12 protein-coding genes are annotated in these 13,180 nt (G+C 41.1%); all 12 read right to left on the bottom strand.

Annotated elements, in window-relative coordinates; translation table 11 throughout:
* Window positions 1-99: 99 nt before the first annotated feature.
* On the bottom strand, window positions 100-1,677 hold the full coding sequence (locus J2Z20_RS02750; RefSeq protein WP_209845123.1) for a stalk domain-containing protein: 1,578 nt from the start codon (window positions 1,675-1,677) through the stop codon (window positions 100-102).
* A 320-nt stretch (window positions 1,678-1,997) separates the two neighbouring features.
* Window positions 1,998-2,153 (bottom strand): hypothetical protein, encoded by a 156-nt coding sequence (locus J2Z20_RS02745; protein ID WP_209845121.1) that lies wholly within the window; start codon window positions 2,151-2,153, stop codon window positions 1,998-2,000.
* Between the two features lie 59 nt (window positions 2,154-2,212).
* Window positions 2,213-2,722, bottom strand: a complete 510-nt coding sequence (locus tag J2Z20_RS02740; protein ID WP_209845119.1) for a metallophosphoesterase — start codon at window positions 2,720-2,722, stop codon at window positions 2,213-2,215.
* Between the two features lie 114 nt (window positions 2,723-2,836).
* On the bottom strand, window positions 2,837-4,021 hold the full coding sequence (locus J2Z20_RS02735) for an S-layer homology domain-containing protein (RefSeq protein ID WP_209845117.1): 1,185 nt from the start codon (window positions 4,019-4,021) through the stop codon (window positions 2,837-2,839).
* A 164-nt stretch (window positions 4,022-4,185) separates the two neighbouring features.
* Window positions 4,186-4,782: a DUF4352 domain-containing protein gene (locus J2Z20_RS02730; protein ID WP_209845115.1), complete on the bottom strand. Its 597-nt coding sequence runs from the start codon at window positions 4,780-4,782 to the stop codon at window positions 4,186-4,188.
* A gap of 213 nt (window positions 4,783-4,995) precedes the next feature.
* Complete coding sequence (gene spo0A, locus J2Z20_RS02725) at window positions 4,996-5,802, bottom strand: sporulation transcription factor Spo0A (RefSeq protein WP_209845113.1); 807 nt, start codon at window positions 5,800-5,802, stop codon at window positions 4,996-4,998.
* Window positions 5,803-6,001: 199 nt separating this feature from the next.
* Complete coding sequence (gene spoIVB, locus J2Z20_RS02720) at window positions 6,002-7,336, bottom strand: SpoIVB peptidase (RefSeq protein WP_209845111.1); 1,335 nt, start codon at window positions 7,334-7,336, stop codon at window positions 6,002-6,004.
* 121 nt (window positions 7,337-7,457) lie between these two features.
* Window positions 7,458-9,176, bottom strand: coding sequence for a DNA repair protein RecN (gene recN / locus J2Z20_RS02715; protein WP_209845109.1), 1,719 nt, complete (start codon window positions 9,174-9,176; stop codon window positions 7,458-7,460).
* Between the two features lie 51 nt (window positions 9,177-9,227).
* Window positions 9,228-9,677: a transcriptional regulator AhrC/ArgR gene (gene ahrC, locus J2Z20_RS02710; RefSeq protein ID WP_209845107.1), complete on the bottom strand. Its 450-nt coding sequence runs from the start codon at window positions 9,675-9,677 to the stop codon at window positions 9,228-9,230.
* A 17-nt stretch (window positions 9,678-9,694) separates the two neighbouring features.
* Window positions 9,695-10,180 (bottom strand): hypothetical protein, encoded by a 486-nt coding sequence (locus J2Z20_RS02705; RefSeq protein WP_209845105.1) that lies wholly within the window; start codon window positions 10,178-10,180, stop codon window positions 9,695-9,697.
* Window positions 10,181-10,341: 161 nt separating this feature from the next.
* Window positions 10,342-11,193 carry a TlyA family RNA methyltransferase gene (locus J2Z20_RS02700; protein WP_209845103.1) on the bottom strand — a complete coding sequence of 284 codons (852 nt, stop codon included), beginning with the start codon at window positions 11,191-11,193 and terminating at the stop codon, window positions 10,342-10,344.
* 36 nt (window positions 11,194-11,229) lie between these two features.
* Window positions 11,230-13,137, bottom strand: a complete 1,908-nt coding sequence (gene dxs, locus J2Z20_RS02695) for a 1-deoxy-D-xylulose-5-phosphate synthase (protein WP_209845101.1) — start codon at window positions 13,135-13,137, stop codon at window positions 11,230-11,232.
* Window positions 13,138-13,180 lie beyond the last annotated feature (43 nt).

Genomic DNA, 13,180 nt, shown 5'->3' with positions numbered 1-13,180 from the left:
ATATATTTATTCATTTGTTAACTATTTTTTGTCAACATAAAAAAATACCGCTGCTGTACTAGATTTTTACATCCAATAAAGAGCGGTATGTTGTAAACATTATGGCCTAACTAAGGTATCTACTTTTCCATCAATAGATACAAGGATAAATGCGTGTGTTACTTCATACCCGTCAGACGTTGAAGTAATTTCAGACGATTCAAATGAGGAAGGATAGGTATCAAACTCACCTGTGAATAATACTCCAATATAAATCTTGTGATCACCGTAATGTTTGGCAATGGCTTGTCCAATGACTTGGTCGGCCCAATCATGAACCTCCGATTCGATTTGGTCGTAATATTGTAAATAAGTAGCGTAGCTGTCAACAGGCATTGTATTTGCAACAAGTATAGTACCATCGTCGTCAACCTTCGTCTGCCAATCTCCTAGTGATAGATTCCCGACAGATGTAGGGATGTACGTAGCCGCATCGTTTAACGCTGACTCAATGCTGCTCGCTGCTTCAGACGCAGAAGTCGATGAAGTACTGCTTTGATTAGCCGGTTGCTCTGCTTGAGATACGCTGCTTAAACTCGACGTACTCATTTGAGAGAATGACTTTCCTTTAATTCCATTAAGCAAGGATTCCGCTTCTTTAATGGATACAGCGAAGTTCAGGTCGGCTGTATTATCTTTAATCATAAAGGTTGTAATCCCTACGAGTTGTCCTCTTGTATTAAAGAGGCCGCCCCCAGAACTACCGTGATCAATCGGTGCGCTAGTCTGGATATAGTCAACTCCCTTATCGGTCATGAAGTTGCTGACTACTCCTTCAGAGACCGTGTTCTGAAATCCTAAAGGACTGCCAATCGCTACGACTTTGTCGCCTTTTGTCAGCTCAGCCGGATTTCCGATATCAACCGAGCTCCAGTTCCCCGTAAGATCTTTCAATTTGATAAGCGCTAAATCAAGATCTTTGTCGTATGCAACAACCCCGCCAATCTCATACTTGTTACCCTTGAGATCGACAATATAACCAGATGTCTCTCCATCAATGACATGGTAATTGGTAAGGAATACCCCATTGCCTACACTTACAGCGCTGCCTAAGGCATTATTCAACTGTACCAGTACGACCTTGCTGTCATTAAGCTGTGCAATTTGTTTCGTCGATAGTTCACTGGTTTGAGATGGATTAATTTGACTTACACTAGGAAGTGTACTACTTGTTACGGATGAGTCAGTATGCGCATCATTTGTTTGCTTCGAATCTATGTATACCGTTCTGGTCTGTCCATCCCACTCCACTGTGCAATCGAGTGACTCACCTACGAATCGCAAAGGTACCATCGTTGCGCCAGATACAATTTTCGGAGGAGAAGTAAGAACTAGAGAATTGCCATTCTTCTTCGCACGGGCCGAATCGATCGTCAACTCAACCTTAGTGTCGCCCTTGTTCGCAATAATAGAACGAGTTTTATTATTCCAATTTACCGAGGCACCGAGTGCCTGAAAAATAGATCTCATCGGAACAAGTACAGATCCACTAATAGTGACTGGTTGTTTATCAAAACTCTGCACCTTCCCATCAATGACCACATTAATGGATTTTGATGCGGCTGCATATGTAGGGGTAAAGCCGAAAGCCAGTAAAACCATTGCCGCAACTAACATGCACGAAAATATTTTCTTCAAAATGAAATCCTCCTGTCGTGACCTTGATCGTAGAATCTTCATTCAAATATAGCAGCCTTCCCTTTTAAATATTCACATTCATCTCCTTATACCGCGAAGCGTGTCGATTTTGGTATATTTGTGCATATTTTTATACTACTAATCTATCATTACTAGGCTTTTTGTGCTATCAATTTTTGGTGAAAAATTGATGTAAAAGAAAAAGCCCTTATCAAAGGGCTTTCCACAGTACTAAATCGGAAGCATTTCTTGTCGTTCTGCTTTTGCCTTGCAATCTCTACACACACCTACAACAGCTCCATTATTACTTGCATAGAAAGCTAATTTGTCAACATTTTTGCAGTAGCTGCACTTCTGCTTAGACAAGTTATTGTTTTTGGCACTCCGACAGGAGGGTTATGTCCCGTTTTATTTTGGGCAAGTCTGCCCTCCATGACAGCCTCATTCATAAAATAAAGATCAGTTAAATCGTCCATTACAACATTCCTTCACAACATTTCCCGTTTAGCATAATCAATTAAATTATTCACTTTATTCACTGCTCTTCACTAACAACAACCAACTCTTTCAATTGTTCAAAAGAAACCGGCTTGTAGTCCCAGTGCTCTACACTGACATTGATATACTGCTTCCCTTCATACTTTTGACCATGAATGTGGCCGTGCACGTTCACCATCGGCATATATTTGTTCATGTACATTGGCTCGTGAGAAAGAATATAAAAATGATCATAGATGATCGGATATTCACTCACCTCATGAAACCCGGCTTCAATCCACCAGCTTCTTGATCTGCCGCGGTCATGATTACCCATGATCAGAAATTTGTATCCATGCAGACGACTAATTATCGCTTTCGTTTTCTCTTGATTTAGAAATGAAAAATCACCTAAATGGAACACCTTGTCCTTCGGGCCTACAATACTATTCCATTGTTCGATCATTCGCTCATTCATTTCATCTACATTCGTGAATGGTCTTGATTCATAATCAATAATATTCTGATGTCCAAAATGATGGTCCGAAATAAAAAATACATCTGGCATGCCAAACCTCCCTATAGGAATATGATTATCATAACAAAAAAAGCAGTCACCTACGAATAGGGACTGCTTCTTGATGCATTGCATGTTTAGATCAATAGTAACAACTAACTATGTTTATAGACCTTTGTAAAGATTGTCTGATCCATAGATCTTCCAACCGTCTTGTGTTTTACGAAGATAGTAAGTATCGTCTCCTGCAATTTTGACAACTGCAAATCGATCCGATTTAGAAACGACTTGACCGTTTAGTTCTTTTGGCAGATTGAGCTCCACTTTGTTACCTGCAACTTGTTTCGAATTAAAATCGATGATGAATAATTCAATGTCTTTGGCAAATCCGACATTATTTTTTTCGACCTTGCTCTTCATTTCATCGGATGTTCCGTTCTTGAATGCTTGATCTTGTTCTAATAACGCTTGTTTTACAAAGTTGATCAACGTTTCATCTGCAACTGTTTGACTATTTTCTTTAAGGAAAGCACGGCTAAGTAGAGAAATTGCCTCTGCTCGAGTAGCTGTAGCTTTTGGATGGAAACCGCCATCTTTATATCCAGTTGCAATACCAGCTTCACTCAACTTAACGATATCGTCTTTAGCCCAATTGCTGGTAATATCGTTAAAATGGCTTGCTGTACCCGTAAATTTAATTGTTTTCTCAAAGAATCTGGACAGGATTGCACTGATTTCTGCACGAGTAATTTTTCCGTTAGGGTTGAAATGAGTAGCGTCCACACCCTTCACAATACCAAGAGAGTACGCTTCTACTACAGCAGTGTAGAACCAATCGCCTTGTTTTACGTCAGAGAAAACATTAACGATCGGTAATTGTGTACCTGTATTTCTATATGTTGCATCTGTTACAGTTGTGCCATATGTAGCACCTGTTACTGTTGTACCGTATGTAGCTTCTGTCGCTGTTGCACCATATGTAGCTCCTGTAGCTGTTGTGCCATAAGTTGCTCCAGTTGCTGTACCATATGTTGCATCAGTTGCTGTCGTACCATATGTTGCTTGTGTGACCGAAGTAGCTGGTTCAGCTGCTCTAACGAGCATTGCGACAAATTCTGCTCTTGTTACAGAGCTGTCAGGCTTCAAAGACACTTTACCATTTTCATTGTAGCCTTTAAGGATTCCAGCATACACGTAATCATTCAGTACATTGGCTGCCCAATGTCCTTTAACGTCTGATGGAAAATACTGAGCGACATTGTTTTGTGCTGGCGCTGCAGCGAACGCACTTGGTATCGCAATTGTCATCATTGCGACAGAAAGTAGAGTAGAAAGCCATTTTTTCTTCAAAGTATGTACCCTCCTAAGATGTTATGTATCTATTGATAATGGCAATACCAATATAACCCTTGAGAAAAGATGATTCAACTAGTAAATAATGCTAATCATGTATATTAAAAAATGCAAAGAAGCCTTGGAAAATATCCAAGACTTCTTTGATCGGTTTATTCGGTTTATTTAGTAATTTCGAAAAGTGCGGATTCTCCAGCTTTAAATCCAACGCCACTGTCCGCTTCTAATACATATGCGCTATCATCTTTTGGAACTTCAAACACAATATTCGATTTTTTCGTAATATGTGGATTTATTTGTGCCAAAAATAGCGTATCTCCATTATTAACGTACATATCACCATCTGGCAATGGATCATATTCTGTACCTTTTGAATCTTTAAGTCTGAACATACTTGAATCTAAAGTACGTGCATCGCTGTCATTATTTTTAATCGAAACATTAAGTACGATGAACTGGTTATCTGTTTTCTTTTGCAGGAACTCATTGTCTCCGATTTTGTCCGTTTTCTTCACTTTATTTACTGTAATGGACAATTTGCCAACTTCAACTGCTTGTCCTACTTTTGCTGCCTTGATTTCCTCAGCCTTCGGTTCAGCTTTTTCTTCTGCCTTCCCTTTGTTATCAACAGAAGCTTTTTCAGTAGCCGTTGTAGATTGAGCAGTGTTGTCACTGTTGCCGTTAGCATTTGCAACACCAATCACTACAATAACAATGATCAGCCAGAACCACCATTTTTTATAAATTGGTTTTTTCAATGATGTCATCCTCCCCATGTATGTATAAAAAACCGACAAAATACAATTTATCATAAAGCTAAGATTTTAACCATATTTTAATGCTACTTTAATGAAATTTTAATAGTAACATTTTATGGAAATTAAAATTGCAAAGAAAATAAAAATACCATTTCATTTGACGGTTGTATTCAACCTTAAATGAAATGGTATTTTTGCTTAATTTATTAATACTCAGCTCACCTTATGTTCAATCCGCAGCTTATCCGCTACCATCGCGATGAACTCGCTATTGGTCGGTTTCGATTTGCTGATGTTGATTGTGTAGCCGAACAGGTGCGATATGCTGTCAATGTTGCCGCGCGTCCAAGCAACTTCAATCGCATGGCGGATGGCGCGTTCTACGCGAGAAGGAGTCGTTTTGAATTTCTCAGCAATGGCTGGATATAAAGTCTTCGTAATCGCTCCCAAAATTTCGATATTGTTATACACCATTGTAATGGCTTCACGTAAGTATTGATATCCTTTAATATGTGCAGGAACACCGATTTCATGAATGATCGATGTAATGTTCGCGTCTAAATTTTTACCTTTACCAAGAGGGACAACATTGGATCTCGTCGTTGTCATCATCGAACTTCCACTAGATGTATGGGTCTGTGTACCGGCCAATTGACGAATACGATTCGTCAGCACTTCCATATCAAACGGCTTCAGGATGTAATATGAGGCCCCAAGCTGCACTGCGCGCTGAGTAATATTTTCTTGTCCGAAAGCAGTGAGCATGATCACCTTTGGTTGAGGTGACAAATTCATGTCACGTAACCGTTCTAATACACCAAGGCCGTCCAAATGAGGCATAATAATATCCAGAATAAGTACATCGGGTATTTTTCTGGACTCTTGAATCGGATGCAGCACTTCATCGCCATTATAAGCAATGCCAGAGACAACCATGTCCTCTTGCTCTGAAATGTATTCGGATAATAACGTTGTAAACTCGCGATTATCATCGGCCAATAATACTTCAATTTTTTGCAATGCGCTTCCTCCTTTTTTCATCTGAAAAGTGACGGTTACAAATTGTTAATTTCTTTCCAGAATAAGGATTCGACATGACTGTTTAAAATCCTTCCGCCATAATGTTTTTTGTTTATTTTTTTTCACAATTGATATATAATTAATAATTTTGCTACACGTTTTGAGCCTATTCGAATTTGTTCGACAAAAAATCTTAAGGCTAGCTTGCCTTAAGATTGTCAGGCGTACTTTTCTGTTTTAGCATTATTCCCGCATCTTGAAGCATCCACTCTATAAAACAGCCGTATCCAGACTTCGGATCATTGACGAACACATGAGTTACAGCACCAACGAGCTTACCATTTTGAACAATCGGACTTCCGCTCATTCCTTGCACAATACCACCTGTTTTTTCAATCAAATTAGGATCGGTAATTCGCAGAACAATTCCTTTGGTAGCAGGTGCATCTTGACGTGAAACATGGACAATCTCAACCTTAAAACGCTCGACTTGCTGTCCATTTACGACAGTTAAAATTTCAGCAGGTCCTTCCTTTACCTCTTCGGAGAAGGCTACAGGAATAGGAGTATTATAAAGGCTGTGATCTGGATTTTCGTTCATTTTCCCGAATATTCCGAAATGTGTGTTGCGTTCAATACTGCCAAGCACTTTGCTTTCTCTAAGAAAATGAGCTCGCTTCTCACCAGGTTCGCCATCTTGGCTCTTAGAAATCGAAGTAACATTAGATTGTACAATTTGCCCACTGCCAACAATAATCGGCGTTTGTGTATTCATATCTGTGATCACATGACCAAGTGCTCCATACACACCTTCATTAGGAGCATAAAAGGTCAATGTCCCTACACCTGCAGCGGAGTCACGAATGTACAGTCCTAAACGCCATGCTTTATCATCGACATCATATGCAGGTGTTATTTTCGTTCTAACCTCACGATTTCCGCGTTTCAAAGTTATTTTGAGCGGCTTCTTCGATAGTCCAGCTTGCTCAACAGTTTGCGCCATTTTGTTTACATCATTAGTAGCTACACCATTGAGGTGTGTAATTAAGTCACCTAATTGAATGCCTGCTTCTTCTCCTGGAGATATTTTAGATGTATCGCTTGTCTTAACTAAATGATGACCGACAACTAATATGCCTGCAGATTTCACTTTTACACCAATGGTTTGTCCACCAGGTATTACTTTAAGATCCGGAATGACATTAACACTTACCGTTTTGAGAGGAATTCCCCCAAATATTTTAAGTGTGAGAAGAGTTTTGCCTGCCTGCTGTGAAGTAATTCGAAGCGGATTGTTCAAAGATACATTTAAAGACTTGGAAGCTAATCCATTCAAGTGCAGAACTTCTGGATGATTCACAACTATCCGACCCTGAACTGGCATAGCTAAATTAATCCGTGCCTGCTGGCCGGTAAATAATCGCAATTCATTCGGTATGGATGCAAAGCTCTGCAGAGATTCTGATGTGCCTAGACAACAAACGAAAAAGGCAAGTAAAAGACCGAGCAATCTTAGGCTGAGGTTGGATTTCAATGGCTGTCACGCTCCCTTTGCTTCTTTCGCTTGACGAAAAGGTGGTCGCCAATTGCGTACCTATAAGATAACCTCGGCCTCGGTCTTTTATTACTGTCAAACATTGTTCTGGCCTTGATTTTTAAGCTTTTTTATCGTTAGCCAGCTTCAACATTTCCTGTGCATGGTGAAGTGTTTTTTCCGTTATTTCCACTCCGCCGAGCATCCGTGCCAACTCTTTAACTCGCCCCTCTTCGGATAAAGCTTCAACTTGTGTCATTGTTCTTCCGTCATGAACTTGTTTCTCAATTAAATACTGATGGTCTGCCATACAAGCGACTTGCGGAAGATGTGTAATCGAGAATACTTGGCATGTAGACGATAAATTATACAATTTCTCAGCGATAGACTGAGCTGCACGTCCACTGACACCGGTATCCACTTCATCAAAGATTAAGACAGGAACTTGATCATGCCTTGCAAAAATCGTCTTCAGTGCCAGCATGATCCGCGACAATTCACCGCCAGATGCGATTTTAGACAGCGGTCTCAGCGGCTCGCCTGGGTTCGGAGAAATAAGGAATTCAGCCGTATCCAGTCCTTGCTTGCTTAGCCGAATTTTTTGTCCGTTCAGCTCATAACCGTTTGGATCGTCGACGTATTCGATTTTGACCTGCAAGGAAGTACGCTCCATTTGTAAATCCTTAAGTTCCCGCTCCACTTGAACGGCCAAATCCGCTGCACATTGTTTGCGAACCGCACTTAATTCAGTGGCTAGTTTAAGCACTTCTTGGAGAAGACTATCGCGTTTTGCATGAAGCTGTTCTATACGCTCATCCTTATTTTCAAGAAGCTCTGTTTCCTTCTCAATTTGTTCATAATAAGCAATAATTTGCTCAACATTTTCTCCATATTTGCGGCGAAGTCCTGAAATTAAATCAAGTCGCTGCTCAACCTCTTCCAGTCTGGCAGGATTAAATTCAATATTTTCCCGATAATCTCGAAGCTGATAGGCCACATCCTCCAGTTGATAATAGGCGGATTGAAGCTGTTCAAACATCGGCTGAATACCTTTGCTGTCATATTTCAATATATCCTCAAGTCTGGCCATCACTTTACGAATGGAATCTAATCCTTGTTGACCGTGCAATAACTGATAAGCATCCGATACAGAATCCATCATTTTCTCGCTATGCGATAGCTTTACCTTTTCTTCGGCAAGTAATTCATCTTCCCCGACCTTTAAGTCAGCAGCAGCAATCTCTTCCAACTGAAAACGGTACAAATCAAGCATGTGATAAGCCTTCTGACTTGATTCCAACAGCTCATTCAGCTCGTGTTCTACTTGCATAAATTCATAATATTTATGTTGATATTGAGATTTAATTGGACCAATAATAGTCTCTCCGTATGTATCTAATAGCGCTAAATGGCGGTCAATACGAAGTAAATTTTGGTGCTCATGTTGACCATGAATATTAATTAGCTGTTCACCGATTTCTCTGAGCATCGACAAATTGACTAGCTGACCATTAATGCGTGATGTACTTTTCCCTTGTGATGTCAATTCCCTACGAATAATCAAATGCTCGTCACGGTCGCCTTGAATTCCGAATTCCGCAAGCGTATTCCAAACAGGATGGTTGTCCTCTAAATCGAAGAGCGCTTCCATCTCTGCTTTTTCACACCCATACCTTATTAAATCAGCTGAGCCGCGGGCACCCGCAATCAAGCCAAGAGCATCAATTATAATCGATTTACCTGCGCCTGTCTCACCTGTCAGCACGTGAAAGCCAGGATGAAAATGAACATCGACAGCTTCCACGACAGCTAAGTTACGAATTGATAACGTGACTAACATTGATTTATACACCTCCGGTCAACCCTTACAACTTACTTATTGCTTCCACTGTTAAGAAAGAAAGCTCATCACTTGATCTACAACCATTTTACCTGCTTCCGGCGTACGGCAAATAAGCAGAATCGTATCGTCCCCGCTAATCGTACCCATAACTTCAGACCATTCCATGTCATCAATGATGTCTGCCACACCGTTAGCCGATCCTGGCAAACATTTGATGACTACCAAATTGCCGGTGTAATCAATATGAACAAAGTATTCTGCAAGCACTCTTTTTAATTTATTGGCAGGGTTATAACGCTGATCAGTCGGCATTGAATATTTATATGTGCCTTGATCTGTCGGCACTTTGATAAGCATCATCTCTTTAATATCACGTGAAACAGTCGCTTGAGTCACTTGAAAACCAGCATTTCTTAGTTCTTCGACTAACTCGTCCTGTGTCTCAATGTCCTTCTGGGTAATGATTTCACGTATTTTCATATGTCGCTGAACCTTCATAAAAGCCTCCCGTAATTTTACTCATACCATTCATATTCATCATCATTCATACGTAAATATACTTCCTTGATTTCTTTTTGCGCAACATCGACATATAATAAACCCTTACATTCAGGGTAGAGCAAAAAATAATGCAAAAACTCATTTCGGACTGCACTTCCTGTCCATTCAACAGGCCTGCGTTCCCTCGCTAATTTTACCATATAAGTTGCATGATCACGACTGACCAAATAATCAATGTATAATCGGCTATGTAACTGGACACCGTCCGCATCAAAAAGAATCGGTATTCGCATCTTGCCGCTGAGCACTTCATATCCGGCATCACTGAGTATATCTAATGCTGGATGATCAAAAATCTCTTCTTCACGAATAGGCATCATTTCCGGAATAAGCACAGAAGCTTCATTCTCATCTGACCAGCCCCTAAGCCGATAGAACAGAATGATGACTACAGTGACGCCGATCAAGAACATCAGGATAACATCGTTTCTTCCTTCCATTCTTCTCACCTCGTCAATACATTCGCGTCCGAGGAAAAAAACTCCTTTATTTTGCGAAAAAGGTGAGCTCTTTCATTCAGCAAATATGATTTTATTGAACATTATCAATTTTCATTATATAAGAACATACGTTCCTTTGACAAGTATGAAAAGAGCTCCGATCATCTCGGAGCCTTTTGCCCACCTGTAAACGTATGTGATGCCTCTTGCACCACTTTTTTTACCCACTCTTCAAGAGGCTGCACTAGTGAATGATCTGCTGTTAATTCCTCTTGCAGCTGCAGGTAGGCCAGAAACTCAATGTTTCCTTCACCGCCGGTAATTGGCGAGAAAGTTAGTCCTTTCAGCTCAAAGCCTTGTTCTCTTGCAAAGGTGAGTATCGTCATCAGCACTTCTTCATGAACCTTTGAATCACGAACAACGCCCGATTTACCTACCTTCTCACGGCCAGCTTCAAACTGCGGTTTAATTAATGCTGCGATGTCCGCAGGTTTCTGCAATAATGCTTTGAGCGGAGGAAGAATCATTTTTAATGAAATAAAAGACACGTCTATACTTGCAAAGTTAGGAGCTGGACCTGTCAAATCTTCAGGTGTCATATACCTGAAATTAGTTCGCTCCATGACACAGACACGTTCATCATTTCTTAGTGACCAATCAAGTTGATTGTAGCCTACATCGATCGCATACACATATTTGGCTCCATGCTGAAGCGCACAATCTGTGAATCCTCCGGTTGAAGAGCCGATATCAAGCATAACACGATCTTTCATATCAATATTGAATAAGCGAAGCGCCTTCTCCAGCTTCAAGCCGCCGCGGCTTACATAAGGATGAACTGCACCTTTTACTGTGAGCTGAATATCTCTAGGTACTTTTGTTCCCGCTTTTTCAATACGGTCCCCGTCCCCATAGACAAGACCTGCCATAATGGCTGCTTTAGCCTTTTCACGGCTTTCATAATAGCCCTGCTCCACAAGCAAGACGTCAATACGTTCTTTTTGGCTTACCATTGCGTTCTCCTGTATGATGATGCTTAATTTTCGATCCTATAAAGGGTTGCTGGTTTTACCATAATTATAACGGTTTACAGGAATCAATGATTTTACCTCTTGAACAACAGCTTCCAAAGTAAGTCCCACTTCTTGACGTTGTTCGTTAATGCTTCCATGTTCAACAAAAATATCTGGAATCCCTATCAACCGAACGACAGCATCATCAATTCCTTGCTTCGCATAAAATTCCAAGACGGCGCTGCCAAGACTGCCAGCTTCAGAAGCTTCTTCAAGTACAATCATCTTCGTGCCTGACTGAGCGAGCTCAAGAAGCATCTTCTCATCAAGCGGCTTAATAAATCTGGCATTGACAACGGCAACTTTCACGCCCTCTTTCTTCAGCTGATCTGCTGCTTCTTCAGCCAGTTGAACCATCGGTCCAATGGCAATAATCGCGTAATCTTCACCTTCACGCACTTTCTCCCATGTTCCGATAGGTATTGGCTTAAGTTCTTTGTCAAGTGCCACGCCTCTGCCGTTAATTCGAGGATAACGAATAGCGATTGGACCATCATTATATTCGAGAGCTGTCTTCATCATATGACGAAGCTCATTCTCATCCTTCGGCATCATCATAACGACGTTCGGAATGTGACGCATAAAGGCGATGTCATAGACACCTTGGTGAGTCTCACCATCGGCTCCAACAAATCCAGCCCGGTCTACAGCAAAAATAACATTTGCATTTTGACGGCAAATATCATGAACAATTTGGTCATATGCTCTCTGCATAAACGTGGAGTATACTGCGAATACCGGCTTCATTCCTTCTAATGCGAGCGCCGCACACATCGTTGCCGCATGCTGCTCAGCAATCCCTACGTCTATCATCCGGTCAGGAAATTGTTTAGAAAATGGAATTAGTCCCGAGCCGCTCGGCATTGCTGGAGTTACCGCTACAATTCGTTTATCTTGTTCAGCCAGTTCGATCAGCGTCTCTCCGAACACTTCTGTGTACATCGGAACCCCTGCTGCTTTCAGCATTTGGCCCGACTCAATTTTGTATGGAGAAATACCGTGCCATTTATGGGAATCGTTCTCTGCAGGTAAGTACCCTTTCCCTTTTGTTGTGATGACATGAATCAGAACTGGACCTGTCACATTATTCGCTTGATTTAATGTCTCAATAATGAGCGGCAGATCATGCCCGTCGATTGGACCTAAATACGTAAATCCAAGCTCCTCAAACAAAATGCCAGGCACCATCATATATTTCAAGCTGTCTTTCATCCGTTCCGCTGTTTTAGCGAGCTTACCGCCAATAGCCGGAATTTTCTTGAGCAGCATTTCCACTTCGTCTTTAGCACGTAAATAATGTCTGTCTGAACGAATTTTACTTAAGTAATTGTGCATAGCACCTACGTTCGGCGCAATGGACATTTCATTATCGTTAAGTATTACGGTCAAATTTTTCTTCTCAGCGCCAATGTGATTCAGTGCTTCAAAAGCCATGCCGCCAGTAAGAGCGCCATCGCCAATGATCGCAACAACTTTATTTTTCTCGCCTTTAAGATCTCTAGCAAGCGCCATACCCATAGCTGCAGAAAGCGATGTGCTGCTATGTCCTGCTTCCCAAACGTCATGCTCACTTTCTGAACGTTTAACAAATCCACACAATCCCTTATATTTGCGCAGCGTATCAAAACGATCCATTCTGCCTGTTAAAATTTTGTGTACATACGCTTGATGACCCACATCGAAGATCAGTTTATCCTTCGGGCTGTTATAGCAATAGTGCAAAGCGATTGTCAGTTCCACCACACCTAAATTCGATGCGTGATGCCCTCCTGTTACGGACAGCGTTTCAATAAGAAACTGGCGGATTTCCGCTGCCAATGTGCCTAGTTCCTCAACCGACAATTTTTTAATATCACTAGGTTGATTAATGTGTTCAAGCAGCACGTGACTTCCCTGCTTTCTTTCATTGGATTGGTTATTCCCAGAT

This window comes from Paenibacillus sediminis (assembly GCF_017873765.1).
Taxonomy (GTDB): domain Bacteria; phylum Bacillota; class Bacilli; order Paenibacillales; family Paenibacillaceae; genus Paenibacillus_AG; species Paenibacillus_AG sediminis.
The sequence above is the reverse complement of the archived record's forward strand: the minus strand, read 5'-3'. Positions and strand labels throughout refer to the sequence as shown.

Coding starts and splice junctions, on each gene's coding strand:
- J2Z20_RS02745 (WP_209845121.1), bottom strand. CDS start 2,153: ATGGACGATTTAACTGATCTTTATTTTATGAATGAGGCTGTCATGGAG.
- J2Z20_RS02740 (WP_209845119.1), bottom strand. CDS start 2,722: ATGCCAGATGTATTTTTTATTTCGGACCATCATTTTGGACATCAGAAT.
- recN (WP_209845109.1), bottom strand. CDS start 9,176: ATGTTAGTCACGTTATCAATTCGTAACTTAGCTGTCGTGGAAGCTGTC.
- ahrC (WP_209845107.1), bottom strand. CDS start 9,677: ATGAAGGTTCAGCGACATATGAAAATACGTGAAATCATTACCCAGAAG.
- J2Z20_RS02705 (WP_209845105.1), bottom strand. CDS start 10,180: ATGGAAGGAAGAAACGATGTTATCCTGATGTTCTTGATCGGCGTCACT.
- J2Z20_RS02700 (WP_209845103.1), bottom strand. CDS start 11,193: ATGGTAAGCCAAAAAGAACGTATTGACGTCTTGCTTGTGGAGCAGGGC.